General features: G+C 51.3%; 17 protein-coding genes. 8 read left to right on the top strand and 9 right to left on the bottom strand.

Going from position 1 to position 22,847, the window contains the following annotated elements; translation table 11 throughout:
- Positions 1-20: 20 nt before the first annotated feature.
- The 4 genes from F452_RS0106845 to rpsO form a co-directional block, all read right to left on the bottom strand.
- On the bottom strand, positions 21-575 hold the full coding sequence (locus tag F452_RS0106845) for a GNAT family N-acetyltransferase (RefSeq protein WP_230587171.1): 555 nt from the start codon (positions 573-575) through the stop codon (positions 21-23).
- On the bottom strand, positions 523-1,152 hold the full coding sequence (locus tag F452_RS0106840) for a metal ABC transporter ATP-binding protein (RefSeq protein ID WP_018965477.1): 630 nt from the start codon (positions 1,150-1,152) through the stop codon (positions 523-525). The genes F452_RS0106845 and F452_RS0106840 overlap by 53 nt, the downstream gene beginning before the upstream one ends.
- Complete coding sequence (locus F452_RS0106835) at positions 1,142-2,089, bottom strand: metal ABC transporter solute-binding protein, Zn/Mn family (RefSeq protein ID WP_018965476.1); 948 nt, start codon at positions 2,087-2,089, stop codon at positions 1,142-1,144. The genes F452_RS0106840 and F452_RS0106835 overlap by 11 nt, the downstream gene beginning before the upstream one ends.
- 115 nt (positions 2,090-2,204) lie before the next feature.
- Positions 2,205-2,474 (bottom strand): 30S ribosomal protein S15, encoded by a 270-nt coding sequence (rpsO, locus tag F452_RS0106830; RefSeq protein WP_004584741.1) that lies wholly within the window; start codon positions 2,472-2,474, stop codon positions 2,205-2,207.
- 272 nt (positions 2,475-2,746) lie between these two features.
- Here rpsO and F452_RS0106825 point away from each other — a divergent pair, with 272 nt between their 5' ends.
- The 3 genes from F452_RS0106825 (at position 2,747) to F452_RS0106815 (ending at position 5,312) form a co-directional block, all read left to right on the top strand.
- Positions 2,747-3,778, top strand: coding sequence for a porin family protein (locus F452_RS0106825; protein WP_018965475.1), 1,032 nt, complete (start codon positions 2,747-2,749; stop codon positions 3,776-3,778).
- Positions 3,779-4,033: 255 nt separating this feature from the next.
- Complete coding sequence (locus F452_RS12810) at positions 4,034-4,234, top strand: DUF1661 domain-containing protein (protein ID WP_230587170.1); 201 nt, start codon at positions 4,034-4,036, stop codon at positions 4,232-4,234.
- A 196-nt stretch (positions 4,235-4,430) separates the two neighbouring features.
- A complete protein-coding gene (locus tag F452_RS0106815; protein WP_018965473.1) occupies positions 4,431-5,312 on the top strand; it encodes a fructose bisphosphate aldolase in 882 nt (293 codons plus the stop codon).
- Positions 5,313-5,454: 142 nt separating this feature from the next.
- On the opposite strand, the gene F452_RS0106810 is transcribed toward F452_RS0106815, so the two are convergent.
- From F452_RS0106810 to F452_RS0106790, 5 genes are all read right to left on the bottom strand, one after another.
- On the bottom strand, positions 5,455-7,980 hold the full coding sequence (locus tag F452_RS0106810; RefSeq protein WP_026292274.1) for a S9 family peptidase: 2,526 nt from the start codon (positions 7,978-7,980) through the stop codon (positions 5,455-5,457).
- Between the two features lie 18 nt (positions 7,981-7,998).
- Positions 7,999-9,045 carry a selenide, water dikinase SelD gene (gene selD / locus F452_RS0106805; RefSeq protein ID WP_018965471.1) on the bottom strand — a complete coding sequence of 349 codons (1,047 nt, stop codon included), beginning with the start codon at positions 9,043-9,045 and terminating at the stop codon, positions 7,999-8,001.
- Positions 9,042-9,266: a DUF3343 domain-containing protein gene (locus tag F452_RS0106800; RefSeq protein WP_018965470.1), complete on the bottom strand. Its 225-nt coding sequence runs from the start codon at positions 9,264-9,266 to the stop codon at positions 9,042-9,044. Before F452_RS0106800 ends, selD begins: the two co-directional genes overlap by 4 nt.
- Complete coding sequence (locus F452_RS0106795) at positions 9,250-10,380, bottom strand: aminotransferase class V-fold PLP-dependent enzyme (RefSeq protein ID WP_018965469.1); 1,131 nt, start codon at positions 10,378-10,380, stop codon at positions 9,250-9,252. The genes F452_RS0106800 and F452_RS0106795 overlap by 17 nt, the downstream gene beginning before the upstream one ends.
- Before the next feature lie 143 nt (positions 10,381-10,523).
- The gene (locus F452_RS0106790; protein WP_018965468.1) at positions 10,524-12,347 is read right to left on the bottom strand and encodes an alpha-L-fucosidase; all 1,824 of its coding nucleotides are present in this window, start codon (positions 12,345-12,347) and stop codon (positions 10,524-10,526) included.
- Between the two features lie 414 nt (positions 12,348-12,761).
- Between F452_RS0106790 and F452_RS0106785 the strand changes: the two genes are divergently transcribed.
- From F452_RS0106785 to carB, 5 genes are all read left to right on the top strand, one after another.
- A complete protein-coding gene (locus F452_RS0106785; RefSeq protein ID WP_018965467.1) occupies positions 12,762-14,381 on the top strand; it encodes a CTP synthase in 1,620 nt (539 codons plus the stop codon).
- Between the two features lie 128 nt (positions 14,382-14,509).
- On the top strand, positions 14,510-16,393 hold the full coding sequence (gene yidC / locus F452_RS0106780) for a membrane protein insertase YidC (protein ID WP_018965466.1): 1,884 nt from the start codon (positions 14,510-14,512) through the stop codon (positions 16,391-16,393).
- 90 nt (positions 16,394-16,483) lie between these two features.
- Positions 16,484-18,367: an amidophosphoribosyltransferase gene (locus F452_RS0106775; protein ID WP_018965465.1), complete on the top strand. Its 1,884-nt coding sequence runs from the start codon at positions 16,484-16,486 to the stop codon at positions 18,365-18,367.
- A gap of 33 nt (positions 18,368-18,400) precedes the next feature.
- Positions 18,401-19,474 carry a glutamine-hydrolyzing carbamoyl-phosphate synthase small subunit gene (gene carA, locus F452_RS0106770; protein ID WP_018965464.1) on the top strand — a complete coding sequence of 358 codons (1,074 nt, stop codon included), beginning with the start codon at positions 18,401-18,403 and terminating at the stop codon, positions 19,472-19,474.
- 18 nt (positions 19,475-19,492) lie between these two features.
- Positions 19,493-22,720 (top strand): carbamoyl-phosphate synthase (glutamine-hydrolyzing) large subunit, encoded by a 3,228-nt coding sequence (carB, locus tag F452_RS0106765; RefSeq protein WP_018965463.1) that lies wholly within the window; start codon positions 19,493-19,495, stop codon positions 22,718-22,720.
- Positions 22,721-22,847 lie beyond the last annotated feature (127 nt).

Below are 22,847 nucleotides of genomic sequence, written 5' to 3'. Positions count from 1 at the left end.
GAGAGTCGGAGCAGCTGCTTTCAGAGCGATTTTTCGAAAGCGATGTATGGCAAAGGCTTCTGCTTCATATGGAAAGAGCAAACCTGCCGGTAGCCAAGGCGACGGAAAAGGCTCTGTGCAGCCGTATTGGGGCTATACGTATCTATGTGTATGCAGGTGCCCCCTTGTTCGCGCGCTATCGTCTCGGCAGAGGAAAGCATGGCAGCGGCATACCCCTTGCGAAGCAGAGAGGAATGAATGCCCAGGCGGTGTATCGTATAGGCTTTCCCTTCGGTCTGCCACGGCAACGAGTCGTATTCGGCCGGCATCTGATCGTTCACGGCCATTACCCCCAAAGGGATGCCCTCTATCTCCAGCAAATAGGCTTCTCTCCGGGCTATATCCTCCCGAGCTTCCGGTTCTCCGGGGTATGCTCCCTGCCACTGAGGATTGCCGGAGGCAAGCATGGTTCGGCGAGCATCCTCCCACAGGGCAAGAATGCTGTCGTAATCGGACGGAAGAGCCTGACGGATGAGATAAATATCAGTCGAGGGACAATATCCTGTCTGCCTGCTGCCAAATGGATTCTCTATCATGTGAAATCAATAAGATGGTTGCCCCCTCTTTGTGTCTTTGGGATACGGTCTGTTGTACAAGTGCTTCGGCCAATTCGTCCAAGTAACTGTTGGGTTCGTCGAGCACAAGAAGTTCGGGACGGCTCACAATGGCTCTGGCCAATAGGACACGCTGGAGCTGCCCTCCACTCAAGTCCGAAATAGGCCGCTTGAGCAAGTCGCTTATCCGAAGATCGGAGGCTGCACGGACTAAAAGCTCTTGGTGCGAACCACGATTGCTCTCTCCGAGCAAACCCGATCGAATGACCTCCTCCACACGAATGGGGAAAGCCCTATCGATACGATTGAGTTGAGGCAGATAGCCGATCGAAGGCTTCGCACAAGGCTCCCCCTCCCGGTCGTAGAACGTAAGACTCCCTGATCGTAGTGGCAGCAACCCGATTATTGCTTTCACGAGGGTGGACTTGCCCCCACCATTGCGTCCTACGATACCGAGAAATTCGCCACGAACAACATCGAGCGAATAGTCCCTGAAGACATTTTTCTGTCCATAGCCGAACGAGGCCGACTTCAGGCTGAGCAATAAGCTACCGTTCATGAGCTAAAGTGCGAGCAATATGTAAAATTTCCTCCTCCCACGAGCTGCGCAGAGGATTGATCCTTACCGGACGAGCACCGATCTCGCGCGCAATGTCTTCCGCCTGACGCGTTTCGAATTCGGGTTGGATAAATACGATTCTGACACCATCGGCACGTGCCTGATCGATCACACTACGAAGGTGGGCAGCCGTAGGCTCTTTCCCATCCTCCTCTATGACGATCTGCCGCAGGCCGAATTCTTGGGCGAAAAAGCTGAGCGATGGGTGATATATGACGAAGGCTTTGTCTGCCTTGCCATTGGCAAACATGGTATCGACGAGCCTCTTCACGCTGTCGATACGTGCGTTGAGACGGTCGTGCCCTTTGTCCCATTTGTCTTTCTCGTTCGGATAAAGCTCCACAAGTACATCGTATGCTGCACGACTGAGTGCCTTTGCTCCTACCACACTGCTCCAATAGTGCGGATCGTGGGCATGCAGATCTGCATGTGTATGATCTGTGCAGGAGTCGTGGAGATCCGCGCCTCCGGCATCCGTCAAGGCTTTGCCCATTTCAAAAAGAGGAAGCTTAGGGTTATTGTCCCGAATGGCCGAGAGATTTCTCTGCTCAAACCCCAATCCGCCTATATAGAGGTACGCATCTGCTTCGGACAAACGCTTCATCACGGCAGGCGAAGGGTCGTATTCCTCCGGATTGCTACCGGCCGGCACCAATGCCACCACCTGCACCGACTTATCCGCAATGGACTCGATGAAGTATTTCTGCGGCTCGATGGTCACAGCCAGCGTACGATCGAAACCTGAAGCAGTACCCCCTCCACAAGCCGACAAGGCAATACATGCGGAGATAAAACCGAGAAAAAGCGGCAAAAAAAGAGTAGCTCCCCGACCCCAAAAGTTCGAGAATACATATCGTGAAAGTATCGTTCTGATCATAGATTGCAAATCTACCAAAAAGAAAGGCTGTGTCCTAAGGTTTTACCCTTATTCGACACAGCCCGTAGACAACTTTTTTATTCAGGCAAATGCTCTTTGAGGCACTCTGCGAGAATTAGCGACGGATACCGAGTTCCTTGATGATGGCACGGTAACGCTCGATGTCTACCTTGATCAAGTAGTCGAGCATACGACGACGCTTACCTACCAGCATCTTCAAAGAACGTTCCGTGGCAAAGTCTTTCTTGTTCTGACGCAAGTGCTCAGTCAAATGCGCGATGCGAAATGTGAACAAAGCGATTTGACTTTCGGGGCTACCCGTGTCCTTCACTGACTTGCCATACTTCTCGAAGAGTTCTGCTTTTTTAGCTGAATCCAAATACATTTTCTTCCGTTTTTAACGTGTTAAACAATAACTACTTCCGCTACTACGGTCGTAGATCTGGCCGCAAAGATAATATAATTCCCTATACCACAGCACGAATCTGTTCCCTTCGCTCTCGTTATAACGATGCCGTTGGACGTACGGATCTACATTGGGCCAAGCATTCAAGGAAAGGTGAACTCGCCCTTCTTTGCATTTTTGGGCCCAAAAACAAGCCAAGAAAGCCGAGATTCTATTTACTTTTGTGCACTCTTTGAACAAAAATACAGCTTATGAAAAAGTTATTCTCTCTGAGTGCGGTCATCGTACTCTTAATTTCCTTGCATTCTTGCGCGCCTCGGATCATCACCGAGCTGAACAAACAGTACCCTCCTTTGCCCGAGGGAACACCTATTGCGGTCTACGAACTCGAAAACGGTAAGCGTCCCCCTTCGGAGGCTGAGCTGGTAGGGAAAGTAAGGATCGCCGAATCCGGCCTATCCCGGAGTCTCTCCTACTCGGAGGCCGTGCAGATTGCTCGCGAAGAAACCAGAAAAAGCGGTGCCAATATCCTGTACGTGATCAATCACCAACGACCCTCTATCTTCGGCAGCTCCATGCATCAGATAGGCGGACTGATGCTCCTGTCAGATTCTGTCGTGAGGAACGAGGGAGAAGGTTATCCCGACTCGCTCCTGTACGATTCGGGTCAAAGGGGGAAAATCGGCTCTCGGATCAAGGCACCCGTACACGACCTTTCATTCCATTTCGGCCCCTCTACCATCACGAATCGGACAAAAGGGCTGTCTTATTCGGAGCAGCAGCTGGAGAAAAAGCTAAGCAACGGACTTTCGTTCGTACTCCAATATAAATGTCACCCGAAAGGGAACCTCTACGGATTCGGTCTGATCGCCTCTCGATATGAAGCCGACATCACTAAGAAAATCGAATACCAGGGTATCGGATTCGCCAATCGATTGGACTATATCGCTCCCTTATTCAGCATGAGTACTGCTCTTTCGGAGCGGTGGTTGCTTGGGATGAGTTTCGGCTTAGGTTATTTGGGCTTCAAACAAACACTGACCGATATTTCCGATCCGAAGAGGGAAGGATACATCTCCGGCAGCACAGTCGGAGCAAATACGGCACTCAACATAGGATACAAGCTGAACAAACATTTAGGCATCGGGGGAGAGATCATGATGGTCGGTGGCGTTTTCCATCCGGATAACATAAAGACGACGAACATATCAGCACCCAAACCAAAAGAAAAGATGGGAGCCAATCGGTTCGACTTCACTATCGGTTTGCACGTTTATCTGTAGATCGGGATCTATCCGCAGTCGGCTGTGTACGGAAAAAATCGCCGCACACAGCCGATTGCCGTCTTACAGTGTCACCCCTTTATAGACCTTCATAAATCACACGCTCGGACAGGACGGACACGACACGTCGTGTCAATGATTCGCCATCACCCCTTTGGAGCAATACCCGTAACTCACTCATTCGAAAACACGAACCCAAAACGCTAAAATTGCGGTCTGTGTTTTTCCCAAAAGTGGCACCGGAATTTTTTCGTTGTGGCGTGTAAATTTTTCACTTCCCACGCCAAAAGCAAAAAGTTTTCGCGCCATGTTTTCAGCGACCACAAGCGCAAAAATTTTGGCACGCAAACTGATCGGGTACGGGATATCGTGTATCCGATCCTTCAATGCGAGTTCTCAATCAGTGAGATCATCGCATTTGTCAGTATCAGCCTTTCAAGCATTTATCCTTGCTAAGAGACCTCTCCGAAGCAGCAATCATGAGTAGATATTCGAGAGGGCTGATTTTCCTCAGACCTTTAGCCCTCAAGATCCCTTCCTCCGAATCAATTATTCATGTGCGAACCGTCCCCTCTCACAAATAATCTCTACCTTTGAGGAAAACAAGAAAAACCACAAGCTATTTCGCTAATCTTATTAAAATAAACAAGCAATGAACAAAGAACAATTGCAGCAGATGCGTCAGGCTCCCGGCTTTGTAGGAGCATTGGATCAGAGTGGTGGTTCTACCCCTAAAGCACTGAAGGCATACGGTATCCAACCCGATGCATATCAGTCCGAAGAGGAGATGTTCGACCTCATTCACCAAATGCGTACTCGCATGATTACTTCTCCGGCTTTCGCCACGGGCAAGATCATCGGTGTAATTCTCTTCGAACGTACCATGCGCGGGAAGATCGAAGGAGTGCCTACGGCAGACTTCCTTTGGGAGAAAAGACACATCGTCCCCTTCCTCAAAGTGGACAAAGGCCTTCAGGACGAAGCCAACGGCGTACAGCTGATGAAGCCATTCCCCGAACTCGGCAAGCTCTGTGACGAAGCTGTCGGATACCACGTTTTCGGCACCAAGATGCGTAGCGTGATCAAGCAAGCCAACGAGCAGGGTATTCGCGACATCGTAGAACAGCAATTCCAATGGGGAAAAGAGATTCTTTCTCATGGCTTAGTGCCTATCCTCGAACCGGAGGTAGACATCCATTGCCCCGAAAAGGCTAAGGCCGAAGAGATCCTCAAACGAGAACTGCTGGCACAGCTCGACAAGATGACGGAGCCTGTGATGCTCAAGATTACGATCCCGACAGTGGACAACTTCTACAAGGAAATCATCGAACACCCGATGATGCTGCGTGTAGTAGCCCTTTCCGGTGGTTATTCCCGTGAGCAAGCCAACGAATTGCTCAGCCGCAACCATGGCGTTATCGCTTCGTTCTCTCGTGCTTTGGTCGAGGGTCTCTCTGCCCAGCAGACCGATGCCGAGTTCAACGCTACATTGGAAGCATCCATCGAAGACGTTTATCAGGCTTCCATCAAGTAAAAAGCTTGGAAAGAGGAAAGCCGTAGAAGTGTAAAGGCTTCTTTCGGATTTTCCCGAATAGTGCAGGGGCTGTGTCGAGGTTTTATCCTCAGCACAGCCCCTGTTCTATTCGGTCGTTATCAGGCGATACAGTGCTTTCGCCTTAGAGATTCACGGGTGGATAGAGTTCGTTCCACCAGGTGGGATCGTCTTGCAGCCAACGGGCAAACCAAGCGAAGATACTGTTCGTCCAGCGAATGCGTCGCTCCGGTTCGAGGATGAAATGATCCTGCTCGGTAAATTCGATAAACTCTACCTCGCGTCCGAGTATCTTCAGCGCATTGTACAGATTCACACTCTCTGCCGTAGGCACATTCGTATCCACAGAGCCGTGCAGGAGCAAGAGCGGAGTATGGATCTTATCTGCCCTGAAGAGGGGGCTGTGTCCGGCATACAGATCCGGATTGTTCCATGGGTAGCTGTCGGCACTGGCCACGGTGCTGTAACCCATTCCCCAATATCCGCTCCCCCAATAGTTGCTGATGGAGCTGATACCGGCATGGCTGACTGCCGCCGCGAAAATATCGGTCTTCGTCTGAAGATACTGTGTCATGAAGCCTCCATAACTGGCTCCGAAGCAACCGACCTTCTTACCATTGACAAAGCTGTGCGTGCGGACAAACTCTTTTGTTGCCCCGATGATCTCATCGGCTGTCCGATCGCCCCAAGCATTGACGTGACGAGCTGCATACTCCTGTCCATAGCCGGTAGTACCGCTGGGATTGAGCGTATAGACTACGTAGCCTTGAGCAGCATACATCGCCAGCGAATAGTGTCCCTCCAGTGTTCTATTGATCGGGCTGGTTCCTCCATAGTAATAGACCAGCATTGGATATTTCTTGGAAGGATCGAATTGCGGAGGCAGGTAGTACCAACCCTCTACGACTGTGCCGTCCGGAGCCGTATAGTTCCAGTCGCGTGCCGGTGTGAAATCGATATTGGCCAGCTTCTCGGCGGAGAGATCCCATACAAGTTTTCCTTTGGCTCCATCGAGCCGATAGAGTCTGTCGGCATTGTTGGCACTCTGGCCGCTGTACCAGACAGCACCATTATCAGCTGCTACACCGAACCATTGTACTACATCCTCTCCTGTCTGAATCCGACTGATCTCAAGGGTTTTCAGATTCAGACGATAGAGCTGCTTGCGCGATCCGTTTTCGGCCCTGAAGTAATAGTAGTTGTTTTTTCTGTCGAATCTTCCGGCCGACACACTGGGGTCGAAATTCTTGGTCAAGGCTGTTGCTTTCCGCGTGGAGAGATCGAACAGGAAGAATTGCTTGTCGTAAGAATTGGGCGTCAGTCCCGATTTCAGGTTCAGTCCTATATTGCCGAAAGCATCTGCCGAACCCATTACGATCAGATGTTTGCCGTCGGGGGTGTACTGGATTCCATCGATGGAAGGATCGCGAGTGATAAGCGTATCAGCCTTGCCCGTCTCCATATTGTACTCCATGATAGTGGCAAAGCGGAAAGGACGACGCGTCCAGTCCGTGGAGAGGGTACCGATCAGAGCACGCTTACTATCCGGTGCAATGTCATATATATAGGTAGTAGAATAGCCGAATGTCAGCGGACCGTACACACCGCTCTCGGCATTCAACAGGTAGATCTGCGAACGATCCCGCCAGCCCGACTGTCTGTCGTCCGGATCCAGATGGCGGATAAAGAGGGGATCCTTTCCGGGGCCTTTCTCCTGTTTGTAGAAAAGATAATAGCGCGCATCGGGCGACATCCTGAACTGAGATTCAGGCAGATTGGGCACCAAGGTTCGTTCACCTTTCCCCATTGGATCGAAAGCCACCAAACGCTTTGCATTTCCTTCCTTGCGAATCACCATCAGCATATCTTCGTGCGGCATCCAACCAAGGGCATCTTTTTCGTTCAGATTGAGCAAGATATTTCCTTTGGCATCGCGCAGTTGATTATAGGTTACAGGAGGCTTATTGTCCCTGCTTACCCGATAAGAAGTAAGTACATACTTGCCCGTTGGAGAGAGACTCCCTCCCGATAGAAATGTGCCGCTCATCATGTGTTTGAGGCTCAGTCGCTCCTTACCCGTATAGTTGGGATAGAGAGCCGACGAATCGCGAGCGGTCTTCGGTTTTAGGACTACGCGCACATCCGTAGCAGTGGTATCGCCTTCGAGAAGCAGGCTCTTGAGCAGCAAACGATGTGTGCCGGGAACCAGCGAAAGGGATGCAGAGAAACGCAGCGTCGAGTCGCCCTTGGGATCCGGACTGTCAGCTATCCCTATCTGCTTGTCGTCCAACCAAAGAGACATTCGTCCCTGTCCGAATACCTCTATATCACCCTTTGCAAAATGTTCTGCCGTGAGGGCAAAGGTATAGACCGACATTTCCGAGCGTTCTGCCTTGGATCCGGCTTTTCTTCCGGCGATACGTCCGTTCTTGTCGGCCGACACGTTGCGCAGATCTTGATCCGTCGCATCGTAAACTTGACGTAGCAAATCGGCAGGATTATACTTGGAGCCGTTCATCCCCACGGTATCCGTCTTAAAAGCAGTACGCACCGGCCACGGGCCTCCGGCCTTCATCTGCTGTATCGTCTGTGCCTCGAGGGAGGACAGAGCCGCAGCAGAGAGCAAAAGCATGAGTAATGATTTTTTCATCTCTTTATTCTATATGATTTAAGTTACGATCAGTTTTGCGGCTTCCTCCGCATCGGTGGCATAACCGATAATGGCAGCAAAAGGATGCAGACCTGTCCGATGGAAATCCGCCACGAGATCTTCCGCCCGATCGGCATCGACGGCCATCAGCAATCCGCCCGATGTCTGTGCATCAGCCAAAAGCATTTTGTGCTCTGTGGGACAATCCGCCCGAAGCATATCCCCCACGAAGCGAAGATTGCGGAAGGCAGCACCGGGTATGCAACCATCCCTCAGCAGACTGAGGCACTCCGGCAAAGCCGGTACCGATCGGCTGTCGATATGTAAGCACACGCCCGAAGCCTCTGCCAGCCCCTTGGCATGTCCGAGCAAACCGAAGCCTGTAATATCGGTGGCACCCCTTATCCCGTATTTCTGCATCAACTCTGCCCCTGCTCTATTGAGCAGACACATCTGCCCGATGGCAGCTGCATAGGCTTCACTGCCGATCAGCTCCAAACGGTGGGCCGCCATCGCTACGCCTGTCCCCAGCGGTTTGGTCAGGACGAGACATTGCCCTGCACGTACACCGGCATTCGTGACCAAATGCTCCGGATGCACTGTGCCCGTAACGGCCAGTCCGTACTTCGGTATGGGATCGTCTATCGTATGCCCTCCCATCGTAAAAGCACCACTCTCGTCTATCGCCTGCTGTCCTCCACGGAGAATATCGGCCAAAACCTCTACGGGAATCCCTTCGGAAGGGAACATGGTCAGATTGAGTGCCAACAGTGGTCGCCCTCCCATGGCATACACATCCGAGAGAGCATTGGCAGCAGCTATGCGACCGAAGGTATAGGGATCGGAGCAAACCGGAGGGAAGAAATCCGTGGTTACGATCAGGGCGGTATCGTCATTGAGCCGGTACACACCGGCATCGTCGTGCGTACTCACATCCACCATGATACGGCTATCCACCGGCAAGGGTATATCGCGCAGGAGTTCGCTCAGTTTGGCCGGATCCAGCTTAGCCGAACAGCCACCGTACTCGACCGTAGAGAGCAGATCGAAGGAAGATTGGTTCATATTCCTATAGTATATGGAATGGAAATTCGTTTCAAAATAGTTTCGAGCAATTCCTCTTGAGCCGACGAAATGTGCAGACACATCCCACATTCGGCACTCAAATGAGTGGGAACCGCGATAACGCGATGAGTCAGTTCGGCTTGCTCGGCAGCCTTCATAGCCCGAATGAAATCGCGAGTGGTAGAGAAGAGGAAAAAACGACTGTCAGCTTCGTAAGACATGGCTCAAAGCATTTAGGAGATACTCCAGATCAGCCTCTTCGTGATAGGGAGAGAGCGACAAACGTACCGTTCCGGTAGCAAAGGTACCGATCGACCGATGCGCCAATGGTGCGCAGTGAATCCCCGTGCGAGTGACGATGCCGAATGCTTCGTACAGCGCATCGCCTATACGTGCAGGCGTCAGCCGGTCATGCGTCAGCGAGCATAGATAGCCCTGCTCGATCGGGTTGGCAGCAGCATACACCCGCAGTCCCGGGAACCGCTCCATCTGCTGCATACACTGTCTCCACGCGTCCCGACCGATACGAAAGGGTGGAAGTTGGCGAACGGAAGCCAGCAAAGCGGTAAGCCCAAGCACATTGACCGTACCGGCCATAAACCGCTCAGGCATCTCCTCTCTCACTGTCCAGTCAGCCGAATGCAAGCCATTGCCACCTGTGGTCAGAGGGCAGACGCTTCGTGGGTCACGGATATAGAATCCGCCCGTACCCGAAGGCCCCAAAAGTCCTTTGTGACCGGTAAAAGCCACGTAGGCCAATCCCAGTTCATCAGCTTTGAGTCGTGAAGCTCCGAGGTACTGTGTAGCATCGGCCAAGATAGGGATGCCACGCTCCTGTGTGAGCAAACGGGCTATCTCCTCTATGGGCTGAACCAGCCCATTGACATTGCTCTCCAGATTGACCACAGCAAGAGCCGTATCTGCAGGAATGGCATCGACCAGCCGATCGGTATCGACTCGTCCGTCAGGCATCGAAGGCATCAGGGCAATCTTTATGCCGACGGTATCAGCCAGACATTGGAGCGGACGCATCACAGCATTGTGCTCCATCGGGCTGACCAGCACGCTACAGCCGGCCTGCAAGGAGCCTTGCAGGATGGTATTGATACTTGTAGTAGCATTGTCCGCAAAACAGATATGAGCCGGCTCTGATACACCGATCAGATCGGCCAAAGCATCGCGCAACTCTTCTACTTCCGAAGTAACGCGCAGAGTCTCACTGTCGCGGCTACGGCCATAACTCCCCACCGGCACATCGTAGAAATGTGCCAAAGCCTGACGCATGGCATCGGGCTTAGGATAAGAAGTGGTGGCGTTATCGAAATATGTATTCATCCGCAATGCGGCAATTCATCAAGAGCAAAAGGGAGGTATTCCTCGTTACGGGAGACATTATACTGCCGACTCCGAACTGCCCGAATCCAAACAGCTGTCAAAGATAACCACATTTACCGACGTTCTCGGAGACTTGAGTGCCTCTATTCCACAGTTACGCCGATCTCCTGCATCGTGATCACGGCTTTGTCTCCCGATGGGGCAGTAGCATCCAAGCGGATGAAACGTGCCCTGACGGCCTGATTCAGATCCACGGTTTGAGGTACAGGATTATTGATCACATTGGCAAACTCTCCCATAGTCGGGATCTCTCGCCACTGCACGCCATCCTCACTCACAGCCAGCCGATAGCGGACAGCTGTCGTAGGCTTGGCTTCGGCCTTATACGGCGCATAGGTAAAAGCGCGCAACACGACCTCCCGACCCAAATCGATAGTCAATGGATCGTCCGAAAGCAGCCTCCAGTCCGCACGTGGAATATCGTTCCACGACTCATCGGCAACGGCCTGCTCCGGTGGCTCGGCGTAATACGCAGCTACGCGACACAGATTGACCGGCAGACGACACTGTTCTATACGCACCCGTATCCGATCCGCCTCTACCGCAGGAATGCGAAGAAGTCGCTTATAGCCGATGGTCGTACCACGGCCGATCTCCTGCCATGCTCCATCCACCCATGCCTCCACAGCGAAAGCCTCGGTTCGCTGCCCCTTGGTAATATCCTCTTGGAGCATCAGTATATTGATGCGTGCCTTCGACTCGAGTGCATATTCCTCGATGGCATGCTCTTGAATAACGGCATAGCGAGCCGAATCCGCTACCCGGTCATGAGCAAAGGCCTGACCGAGATAGTCAGCCCACTCCTTCAGTCGCGAGGCATCGGCTTCGTGAATCAGGCCTCGCCTATCGGGTGGCACATTGAGCAGGAGTACCGAATTATAACCTACGGACCGGAAGTAAATATCCACCAACTTGTCCAACGACTTGACCTTCTTGTCCTCCGCAGCATGGTAAAACCAACCCGGACGAATCGAAACGTCCACTTCGGACGGATACCAAAAGAGTTCGACAGCGTCTTTCAGCACCTCTCTGCTACCCAAATCCGGAGAGTTATCCCGAATCCCCAGGCGACTGCGTTCTGCCTCCGAATGGGAATAAATACCCGGCGTAAGCACTGTGGCACTCCATTCGGTGGTTCGTCCCAGTCCGCGCTCATTGCCCACCCAGCGGACATCGTCTCCCATGATAGCCATAACGGCTTGGGGTTGCAGTCGGCGGATAGTGTCGTAGAATGCTTCCCAATCATATTCCTGCCGCTTGCCGTTGGGGCCTTCGCCATTGGCTCCATCGAACCAAACTTCGTGTACCTCCCCATAGTGGGTGAGCAGCTCGGTGAGCTGACCGACAAAAAACCGATTGTAACGGGGCGAATCGCCATAGCACTCTGCATTGCGATCCCAAGGAGAAAGATAAACGCCGAACTTCATACCATACTCTTCGCACGCAGCTCGGACTTCTTTCACCACATCGCCTTTGCCCTCTCGCCACGGAGATGAAGCCACCGAGTGGTGCGTGGTGGCTGTAGGCCAGAGACAAAAACCATCGTGATGCTTAGCCGTAAGGATTACCATGCGAAAGCCTGCTTCGCGCAGCGTTCGCACCCATTGCCGAGCATCCAGCTCCACCGGATTGAAGAGCGCAGGATCTTCTTTCCCATCGCCCCACTCACGGTCTGTAAAAGTATTGATACCGAAATGCAGAAATGCAGTCAGCTCCATCTCCTGCCAAGCCAACTGTTGCAGGGTGGGGACAACCCTTGCCGCCATCTCCACCTTCTGCTCCAAAGTGGCATCGGCAGGAAAATCCACAGACTTCAGGTAATAGACTTCTTGCTCCTGTCCAAAAACAGGAATGGCAGTAAGCAAGAAGAAAAACAGCAAGAAACGATTTGTTGTCAGGATTTTCATGTATCGTATGTTTTTAACTGCACGAAGGAGAGATGGACTGCATCCTGTAGTCCTGTCTGCATAAGAGAGGAACAACTCAACGATAGAAATCCGACACAAGTCCCCGATACTCGCGAGAAAAAAGAGCGTCAGCCTTCCGCCATCATGCTACCACCAAAATCCGATTTAGGAACCAAATATACGGAAAAAGCTGACGTGTAAGTTTGCCTCGGATAGCCTTATCGCCGTTCGTCGGATGCCTCATTTCTCATTTTGATGCACCGGCATCGGGCAAGAGCTGTCGTATTTGCCTCTTTTAGCAGGCGTTCTTTTTGTATATTTGCGCACGAATCGGAGGAGGCTGGTCCGTTCGGGGTAGCTTTCCGTACCCCTGATTTATCGATCAAAGTATCAACAATACTATCTTTTCGCGCTATGGCAGATACTAAGTATATCTTCGTGACCGGTGGTGTGGTTTCCTCTCTTGGAAAAGGCATCGTAGCAGCATCTCTCGGCAAACTCCTCCAAGCTCGCGGTTTCAACGTAGCTCTTCAGAAGTTCGACCCCTATATCAATATCGATCCCGGTACGCTCAACCCCTATGAGCACGGCGAATGCTATGTCACCGAAGACGGGCATGAGGCCGATTTGGATCTCGGCCACTATGAGCGTTTCCTCAATACGCCCACTACTCGTGCCAATAATATCACGACAGGGAGGATCTATCAGAACGTAATCCGCAAGGAACGCAAGGGCGAGTACTTGGGCAAGACCGTGCAAGTGGTGCCTCATATTACGGATGAGATCAAGCGCAACGTCAAACTTCTGGGACAAAAGAGTCAGTACGACTTTGTGATTACGGAGATAGGTGGTACGGTAGGGGACATCGAGTCCCTGCCTTTCCTTGAAAGCGTGCGCCAGCTCAAGTGGGAATTGGGGCAGAATTGCCTCTGCGTTCACTTGACCTATGTACCCTATATCGCTGCTGCCGGCGAGGTGAAGACCAAGCCGACTCAGCACTCTGTGAAGCAGCTGCAGGAAGTGGGTATTCAGCCCGATATCCTTGTCTTGAGGACGGAGCATGAGCTTCAGCCCGATATTTTGAAAAAGGTTGCCCTCTTCTGCAACGTGGCTCCCGACTCGGTGGTACAGAGCGTGGACGTGCCTACTATCTATGAGGTGCCTCTGGTTTTGCAGCAGCAGCACATGGACGAGACGGTACTTCGGAAGGTGGGGCTGCAAGTGGGCCCTGTCCCTGAGATGCGTCAGTGGCACGAATTTTTGGAAATGAAGCATACGGCCCAAGAAACGGTTACGATCGCTTTGGTAGGTAAGTATGTGGAGCTTCAGGATGCGTACAAGTCCATAGACGAATCGCTGATGCAGGCGGCTATATATAATAGGAAGAAGCTGAACCTCATATCCGTTCACAGCGAAAAGGTGACCAAAGCTAACGTAGCCGAGACCTTGAAAGATATGGACGGCATCGTGATTGCTCCCGGATTCGGCTCCAGAGGAGTCGAAGGCAAGCTCGTAGCACTGAAATATGCGCGTGAGAACGATCTGCCCACACTGGGGATCTGTCTGGGTATGCAGTGTATGGTGATCGAATATGCTCGCAATGTATTGGGCTTCAAGGATGCGAATACGACAGAAATTGAATCCAATATCGAGCACAAAGTCATCGACCTGATGGACGAACAGAAGACGGTCACTGACATGGGCGGTTCCATGCGCTTAGGGGCATACGACTGTGCTCTGCGCAAAGGATCGAAACTGGCCGCTGCCTATGGCAAGGAATTCGTACGCGAACGCCATCGCCATCGCTTCGAATTCAACAGCCAGTATCGCGAAGCTTTCGAAAAAGCCGGTATGCAATGTGTGGGAGAGAATCCGGAGACGGGCTTGGTAGAAGCCGTGGAAGTGCCTGCCTGTCGCTGGTTCGTGGGGGTACAGTTCCATCCCGAATACAATAGTACGGTGGTCAATCCCAACCCCTTGTTCATGGCTTTCATCCGTGAGGCAATCAAAACGAGAAAAAAAGATAAAGAATAATCGCTTTGTCTGTCGGTTCTTTGGGTGTTGTGAAATTTTTTCCTCCCCTCTGACATACCGTAGCGAGCAGGCAACAGGATAAGGGGTGCCGATGTCGGTGCCGAAGAGTCCCTACGCAACGAAAATATATGGATAAAAATACAGTTATAGGTTTAGTTCTGATCGGACTGGTGATCTTTGGGTTTTCATGGCTCAATCGTCCCGATCCGCAGGAAATAGAAGCGCAGCGTAAGGCTGCGATAGAAGCAGCTCGGCAGGATTCCATAGCGAAAGCCGAAGCCGAACTCCTTGCAGCCCAAACCAAGGAGGCCACACCCGACTCGATCAAACAGGCTGCCGGATATAATCAGTATGGACTGCTGGCACCTGCGACAGCCGGTGCAGAAGAGCAGGTGGAGCTGGCCAACGGCAAGATCGCTCTCAAGCTCAGCACCAAGGGGGGAACTATTCGGGAGGTTTTGCTCCGGGACTATAAAACGCACGATGGCAAGCCTCTTTATCTTTTCCGAGAGGGAGAGTCGGACTTCAACCTGCCTCTGCGAACTGTGGACAACAGGCTGGTCGATACGCGCGATCTGTACTTCTCTCCCATCAGCCGAACGGATTCCTCCGTTGTGATGCGTCTGGCCGTGGACAGTGCTTCCTATCTTGATTTGGCCTACGTCCTCCTTCCGGATGACTACCGTTTGCGGATGACAGTAAGCGGACAGAACTTGCAATCGCTCTTCCCTGCCAATATGACGATGCAGGACATAGAATGGTCGCAGCGGATTCGCCGTCAGGAGAAGTCATGGAAGTTTGAGAATCAATATACCTCTATTTATTATAAATATTCGGGCGATGAGGTGGATCGTCTGAGCGACAGTAAGCAGGAAGACAAGAAGACTTTGGAAGAACCGTTGCACTGGGTGTCTTTCAAGGATAAGTTCTTCGCCTCTGTTTTGGTGAGCGATGGATACTTCGAAAACAATAAGCTAGCGCAGAAGACGGCAGCAGCCGAGTCCGACTATCTGAAGGATTGTACCATGTCCGCTACTTTCCCGTTGGATGTTCGCCCGGGAACAAAAGCCGGATTCACTTTCTTCTTCGGTCCGCTCAAATACAATATGCTACGCGCTTACGACAAAGGGGTGAAGGCCGAGGACAACCTCGATCTCGATCACTTGGTCTACTTGGGTGCCAGTATCTTCCGATGGATCAATCGTTATATGATCATTCCGGCCTCCACATTCCTGCAGCAGTATTTCAGCAACTGGGGGCTGATCATTCTCCTGCTCACGCTGGGGATCAAGCTCCTCATCTCTCCTCTCGCTTATAAGGGGTATCTCTCTTCTGCCAAAATGCGATTGCTCCGCCCGCAGGTACAAGAGATCAATGCCAAGTACCCGGGCAAGGATCAGGAGTCCATGATGAAGCGGCAGACTGCTACCATGAATCTCTATCGTGCGGCCGGTGCAGGTCCGATGAGTGGGTGCTTGCCTATGCTCTTGCAGTTCCCCTTCCTCATAGCCATGTACATGTATTTCCCTACGACTATCGACATTCGTCAGCAGAGTTTCCTCTGGGCGGAAGACCTCTCCTCCTATGATGCTATTTTCAGCTGGACGGCCGATATTCCTTTGTTGTCTCAGTTCTATGGCAATCATGTCAGTCTCTTCTGTCTGCTCATGTCCATTTCCAATATCCTCTATATCCGCTATACGATGAATCAGTCGGATACGGGACAGGAGGGTATGGCCATGCTCAAATGGATGCCTTATATCACTACGGTGATGTTCCTGTTCTTCTTCAATCAGAATGCATCGGGGCTTTGCTACTACTATTTCCTCTCTTCTATTATTACTGTCATCCAGTACATGTCTTCACGTTTTATCATCAACGAAGAGAAGCTGATGGCTAAGTTGGAAGCGAACAAGACGAAGCCACGAAAGAAATCGAAATGGATGGCAAGGCTCGAAGAGGCGCAGCGGCAGCAGGAAGCGATGCGACGCCAACAACAAAAGAGAAAATAGATAGAACGATATGGAATTGGCAACAGAGATCATGACTTACGGTATGGGTAGGTATGGCTGTTGCCAATTTTCTCATATAGAACAAACAAGATGGAACCTCTGAAACATGAATGCGGTATCGCCATGGTGCGACTGCGCAAACCGCTGAGTTATTATCACGATAAGTATGGCACATGGATGTATGGCCTGAACAAGCTATACCTCCTGATGGAGAAGCAGCACAATCGAGGTCAGGAAGGTGCCGGATTCGCTGTGGTGAAGCTCAATAGCCGTCCCGGAGAAGAATATCTCTTCAGAGAAAGAGCACTTGGAGCGAATGCTATCTCGGAGATATTCGACTCGGTACATAAGGATTTTCAGGCTTATTCTCGAGAAGAGCTGGGCGATGCCGAATTTGCCGCCTCTCAGATACCGTATGCCGGTGAGTGCTATATGGGACATTTGCGCTACAGCACTACGGGTAAGAGCGGTCTGACTTTTGTCCATCCGATGATACGCCGTAGCAACTGGCGTGCCAAGTGCTTGTCCATTTGTGGCAATTTCAATCTGACCAATGTGGATGGTATCTTCGACGAGATTACTTCTGTCGGACAGCATCCCCGCAATATGTCCGATACACACATCCTGCTGGAGCAGATCGGCCACCGTCTGGATCGCGAGGTGGAGCGTTTGTTCCGTATCGGGAAAGAACAGAATCTGAAAGGAATGGACATTACGCATTTTATAGAAGAGCGTATCGATTTGTCCAATGTGCTGAAGAAGTGCAGTCCCTTCTGGGATGGCGGATATGTGATGTGCGGTCTCACCGGAAGCGGAGAGAGCTATGCCGTGCGCGATCCTTGGGGCATCCGACCTGCATTCTATTATATAGACGATGAGATCGTGGTCACGGCTTCGGAGCGTCCCGTTATCCAAACTGTGATGAATCTGCCGGCAGAGGCCGTTCGGGAGTTGATGCCCGGAGAAGCTATCTTTGTCAATAGCAAGGGAGAACCTCGTATCGAGCGTATCTTGGAACCCAAGAATTATCAGGCTTGTTCGTTCGAGCGCATCTATTTCTCTCGTGGCAGCGATCAGGATATATATCGTGAGAGAAAGGCTCTGGGGTATCTACTTTCGGAACGTATCCTCCGAGCGATCGATTACGACATCTCCCATACCGTCTTTTCATTCATCCCGAATACGGCCGAAGTGGCATATTACGGTATGCTGGAGGGCATCGATCACTATTTGGATGAGTGCAAGATTAGAGAGATCCGTGAGAATCCGAATATGAGCGAAGCCAAGTTGCGTGAGATTTTGGGGCGAAAAGTTCGGTCGGAGAAGGTGGCGATCAAAGACATCAAGCTCAGAACTTTTATCACGGAAGGCAATAGCCGCAACGATTTGGCGGCTCATGTCTATGATATTACCTATGGCACGGTGCAGGCCGGCGTAGACAATTTGGTCGTGATCGATGACAGTATCGTCCGTGGGACTACTCTGCGGCAGAGCATCATCGGTATCATGGACAGGTTGCAACCCAAGAAGATCGTCATTGTTTCCAGCTCTCCGCAGATTCGTTATCCGGACTATTATGGTATCGATATGCGTAAGATGCGCGAATTCGTCGCTTTCCGCTCTGCTGTGGCACTGCTTCAGGAGCGTGGTATGGAGCAAGTGTTGCACGATGCCTATGCAAAAGCGTTGGAGCTTCGCAAGTTGAGCTTCGGACAAGAGGTCGAGAATGTCGTTAAGACTATCTATAAGCCTTTCACCGCCGAGGAGATTTCTGCCAAGATGGTAGAGCTATTGAAGCCGGAAGGTGTGCGTGCCAAGGTGGAGATCGTATATCAAAGTTTGGAAGGCTTGCATCAGGCGATACCGAATCATCCGGGAGACTGGTATTTCTCCGGCGATTATCCGACACCCGGAGGGGCCCATTTGGTAAATGAAGCTTTCATCAGCTACATGGAAGAGGACTATGGCAAATAATTATTTCCAGAATCGAAAGAGTATTAAGAACGTATGAGAGAGCAAAGAAAAGCGACATTGATATTGGACGATGGTAGCCGTTTCGAAGGCTATTCTTTCGGTTGCGAACGAGCTGTGGCCGGAGAGGTCGTTTTCAATACGGCTATGACCGGCTATGTGGAGAGTCTGACTGATCCGAGTTATCGCGGACAAATCATGGTTATGACCTATCCTTTGGTGGGCAATTACGGTGTTCCGCCGAAAGCAGTCGAGCCAAACGGCGTGTCTTGCTTTATGGAAAGCGACAGAATACACATGGAAGGAATCGTTGTGTCCGACTATTCCCATTCTTATAGCCACTGGAATGCTGTCGAAAGCCTTGGCGATTGGCTCAAGCGTGAGCAGGTATTCGGTCTGACGGGGATCGACACGAGAGCATTGGCCAAGCATCTCCGCGAACACGGTTCGATGAAAGGAAAGATAATTCTCGAAGGAGGCGAAGACATCGACTTCGCCGATCCTTACACAGTCAATCAGGTAGCGGAGGCTTCTTGTCGTGAAGTAATCGTCTACGGCACCGGAAGCAAAAAGGTGGTACTCGTCGATTGTGGCGTGAAGGACAACATTATTCGCTCGCTTCTCCGTGAAGATATAACGCTCTACCGTGTACCTTGGGATTACGACTTTCATCAGATCGCATACGATGGTCTCTTTATCAGCAACGGCCCGGGCGACCCCAATATGTGCGGTGTCACAGTGGAACATATTCGTCGGGCAGTGGCCGGCGACAAACCTATCTGCGGTATTTGCATGGGCAATCAGCTTTTGGCGAAAGCTGCCGGCGCGAGTATCTTCAAGCTCAAATACGGACACCGCAGTCACAACCAGCCGGTACGTGAGGTAGGTACCAATAAGTGCTATATAACGAGCCAAAATCACGGCTTTGCTGTAGATCCGGCATCTCTCGGAAGTGATTGGGAGGAGCTTTATATCAACCTGAACGATGGCACGAACGAAGGCATCCGCCACAAGAGCAAGCCTTTCTTCTCTGCACAGTTCCATCCCGAAGCATGCGGTGGTCCGGTAGATACGATGTTCGTTTTCGATGAATTCTTGAAAAACCTCTAAGCAAAGTAGCATACGAATATGATAGACAAGAGCAAAATAAAGAAGGTACTGCTGCTCGGTTCGGGCGCACTTAAGATAGGGGAAGCCGGTGAATTCGATTATTCCGGTTCTCAGGCGTTGAAAGCTATTCGCGAAGAAGGTATCAGGACGGTACTCGTCAATCCGAATATTGCCACAGTCCAGACGTCCGAAGGAATAGCCGACGAAATATATTTCCTGCCCGTAACGCCTTATTTCGTAGAGAAAGTCATTGAGAAAGAACGTCCCGATGGGATTCTCTTGGCATTTGGTGGTCAGACGGCTCTGAACTGTGGAGTCGAATTGTATCGAAGCGGTGTCTTGGAAAAGTACGGGGTAGAAGTACTCGGCACGCCCGTACAAGCTATCATGGATACGGAGGATCGTGAGCTATTCGTTCGCAAGCTCGATGAGATCAACGTGAAAACGATTCAGAGCCAAGCTGTGGAAAGCGTGGAGGAAGCACGCAAAGCCGCTCGCGAATTGGGCTATCCGGTCATTATTCGTGCTGCTTATGCTTTAGGCGGTCTGGGTAGCGGATTCTGCGATGATGAGGACGAACTGAATATCCTTTGTGAAAAGGCTTTTTCTTTCAGCCCTCAAGTTCTCGTAGAGAAGAGCCTCAAAGGCTGGAAAGAAGTGGAATACGAGGTTGTACGCGACCGTTTCGACAATTGCATCACTGTGTGCAATATGGAGAATTTCGATCCTCTCGGCATCCATACTGGAGAGAGTATCGTCATCGCTCCCTCGCAGACACTCACCAACAGTGAATATCACAAACTCCGCGAGCTGGCTATTCGAATCATTCGCCACATCGGTATCGTTGGAGAATGTAACGTGCAATATGCACTCGATCCCGATAGCGAGGACTACCGCGTCATCGAAGTAAATGCTCGTCTGAGCCGTTCGTCCGCTTTGGCATCCAAGGCAACGGGTTATCCCCTTGCTTTCGTTGCCGCCAAGTTAGGGCTGGGCTACGGTTTGTTCGACCTCAAAAACTCGGTGACACAGACCACTTCGGCTTTTTTCGAGCCGGCCCTTGACTATGTAGTCTGCAAAATTCCTCGCTGGGACTTGGGTAAATTCCACGGTGTAAGTCGCCAATTAGGTTCTTCCATGAAGTCTGTCGGCGAGGTTATGGCCATCGGTCGCACCTTCGAGGAGGCTATTCAGAAGGGATTGCGTATGATCGGTCAAGGCATGCACGGTTTCGTTGAGAATAAAGAACTCGTCATTCCTGATATAGACAAGGCACTGAATGAGCCGACCGACAGACGCATTTTCGTCATAAGCAAGGCATTCCGTCAAGGTTATACGGTAGATAAAATACATGAACTAACCAAGATCGACCGCTGGTTCTTGGAAAAACTCTATGGTATCGTTACCCTTGCGGAGGAAATGGAAGAACTCGACAAGCTCGAAGATCTTTCGCCGGCACTTTTGGCTGAGGCCAAATTGCGCGGATTTTCGGACTTTCAGGTTGCGCGCGCCGTGCTTAAGCCGGATGCCACTTCGATGGAAACTGCAACCAATCAGGTGCGTGCCTTGCGAAAGGAGCTGGGCATCCTGCCGGTAGTCAAGCGTATCGATACGCTTGCAGCGGAGTATCCTGCTCATACGAACTATCTCTACCTGACGTATAGTGGTGATCGTCATGATGTAGCCTATGAGAACGACAAGCGTTCCGTAGTTGTGCTCGGATCCGGTGCCTACCGTATCGGCAGCTCGGTGGAGTTTGACTGGTGCGGTGTCAATGCCCTCGCTACTATCCGTAAGGAAGGCTACCGCTCCGTCATGATCAACTATAATCCCGAGACGGTGAGTACGGACTATGATATTAGTGACAGGCTCTACTTCGACGAACTGACATTCGAGCGCGTGATGGATATTCTTGAACTGGAAAATCCCCATGGCGTTATTGTTTCCACGGGAGGACAAATCCCGAACAACCTTGCAGTTCGTTTCGATGAACAGCATGTGCCCATCCTGGGTACCTCCGCACAAAGTATCGACAATGCCGAGGATCGTCACAAATTCTCAGCCATGTTGGATAAACTGGGTATCGATCAGCCCCGTTGGCAGGAGCTTTCCTCGATGGACGACATCGACGGATTCGTTGCCGAAGTCGGTTATCCCGTTTTGGTTCGTCCGAGTTATGTCCTCTCCGGTGCAGCTATGAACGTGTGCTCCAATGATGAGGAACTCCATCGTTTCCTCGAATTGGCAGCCAATGTCTCCAAGCAACACCCTGTCGTGGTCAGTCAGTTTATCGAACATGCCAAGGAGGTGGAGATGGATGCCGTGGCGCGTGATGGTGAGATTATAGCCTATGCCATCAGTGAGCATATCGAATTTGCCGGTGTGCATTCGGGTGATGCCACGATCCAGTTCCCCGCACAGAAGCTGTATGTAGAGACCGTCCGCCGAATCAAACGAATCAGTCGTGAGATAGCGAAGGCCCTCAATATATCAGGCCCTTTCAATATCCAATTCCTTGCCAAGGGTAACGATATTAAGGTGATCGAGTGCAATCTGCGTGCTTCACGCAGCTTCCCTTTCGTGAGCAAGGTGCTCAAGATCAACTTTATCGAATTGGCTACGCGTATCATGCTCGGCCTGCCGGTAGAGAAACCGAACAAGAGCGAGTTCGATCTGGACTATGTCGGTATCAAGGCCTCGCAGTTCTCCTTCACTCGTTTGCAAAAGGCCGACCCTGTCTTGGGTGTGGATATGACCAGTACCGGAGAGGTAGGCTGTATAGCGGATGATACGGATGAGGCTGTACTGAAGAGTATGCTTTCGGTGGGCTATCGTATTCCTCAGAAGAGTGTGCTCTTATCTACCGGAGGCTATAAGCAGAAAGTGGATATGCTCGATGCTACAGCCATGCTCGCAGCCAAGGGGTATAAGATCTATGCCACGGAGGGAACGCACAACTTCCTCAGAGAGAACGGAATCGAATCGACCAAAGTGTTCTGGCCGAGCGAGAACGGACAGCCTCAAGCTCTGGAATTGCTTCACAATCGTGAGATCGAGCTTGTGGTCAATATCAACAAGAATCTTACCGCAGGAGAACTGACCAATGGTTATAAACTCCGCCGTGCAGCCATCGACCTGAATATCCCGCTGGTTACAAATGCTCGTTTGGCTTCTGCCTTCATCACAGCGTTCTGCAAACATAGCCCCGAGGATATTCGCATCAAGAGTTGGGCCGAATACAAATAGTAGCTTTTCTTGTTGAGATTGTCGATTGTAAATTCGAGAGAGCCTTTGTAAATCCGGTCGTAAGACCGACGCACTTGCAGTATTCTCTTCTCTCTCCCTCCTTGCTCCGATAGAGGAAAAAAAGACG

Origin of the sequence: Porphyromonas gulae DSM 15663, assembly GCF_000378065.1 — a bacterium.
GTDB classification, from domain to species: domain Bacteria; phylum Bacteroidota; class Bacteroidia; order Bacteroidales; family Porphyromonadaceae; genus Porphyromonas; species Porphyromonas gulae.
This window is presented reverse-complemented; position numbering and strand designations above follow the sequence as displayed.

Excerpts from the sequence above, each read along its gene's own strand:
- F452_RS0106845 (WP_230587171.1), bottom strand. The coding sequence starts at position 575 with ATGATAGAGAATCCATTTGGCAGCAGGCAGACAGGATATTGTCCCTCG.
- rpsO (WP_004584741.1), bottom strand. The coding sequence starts at position 2,474 with ATGTATTTGGATTCAGCTAAAAAAGCAGAACTCTTCGAGAAGTATGGC.
- selD (WP_018965471.1), bottom strand. The coding sequence starts at position 9,045 with ATGAACCAATCTTCCTTCGATCTGCTCTCTACGGTCGAGTACGGTGGC.
- F452_RS0106825 (WP_018965475.1), top strand. The coding sequence starts at position 2,747 with ATGAAAAAGTTATTCTCTCTGAGTGCGGTCATCGTACTCTTAATTTCC.
- F452_RS0106785 (WP_018965467.1), top strand. The coding sequence starts at position 12,762 with ATGGCAGATACTAAGTATATCTTCGTGACCGGTGGTGTGGTTTCCTCT.
- yidC (WP_018965466.1), top strand. The coding sequence starts at position 14,510 with ATGGATAAAAATACAGTTATAGGTTTAGTTCTGATCGGACTGGTGATC.
- F452_RS0106840 (WP_018965477.1), bottom strand. The coding sequence starts at position 1,152 with ATGAACGGTAGCTTATTGCTCAGCCTGAAGTCGGCCTCGTTCGGCTAT.
- carA (WP_018965464.1), top strand. The coding sequence starts at position 18,401 with ATGAGAGAGCAAAGAAAAGCGACATTGATATTGGACGATGGTAGCCGT.
- F452_RS0106795 (WP_018965469.1), bottom strand. The coding sequence starts at position 10,380 with ATGAATACATATTTCGATAACGCCACCACTTCTTATCCTAAGCCCGAT.
- carB (WP_018965463.1), top strand. The coding sequence starts at position 19,493 with ATGATAGACAAGAGCAAAATAAAGAAGGTACTGCTGCTCGGTTCGGGC.
- F452_RS0106775 (WP_018965465.1), top strand. The coding sequence starts at position 16,484 with ATGGAACCTCTGAAACATGAATGCGGTATCGCCATGGTGCGACTGCGC.
- F452_RS0106790 (WP_018965468.1), bottom strand. The coding sequence starts at position 12,347 with ATGAAAATCCTGACAACAAATCGTTTCTTGCTGTTTTTCTTCTTGCTT.
- F452_RS0106835 (WP_018965476.1), bottom strand. The coding sequence starts at position 2,089 with ATGATCAGAACGATACTTTCACGATATGTATTCTCGAACTTTTGGGGT.
- F452_RS0106800 (WP_018965470.1), bottom strand. The coding sequence starts at position 9,266 with ATGTCTTACGAAGCTGACAGTCGTTTTTTCCTCTTCTCTACCACTCGC.
- F452_RS0106815 (WP_018965473.1), top strand. The coding sequence starts at position 4,431 with ATGAACAAAGAACAATTGCAGCAGATGCGTCAGGCTCCCGGCTTTGTA.
- F452_RS0106810 (WP_026292274.1), bottom strand. The coding sequence starts at position 7,980 with ATGAAAAAATCATTACTCATGCTTTTGCTCTCTGCTGCGGCTCTGTCC.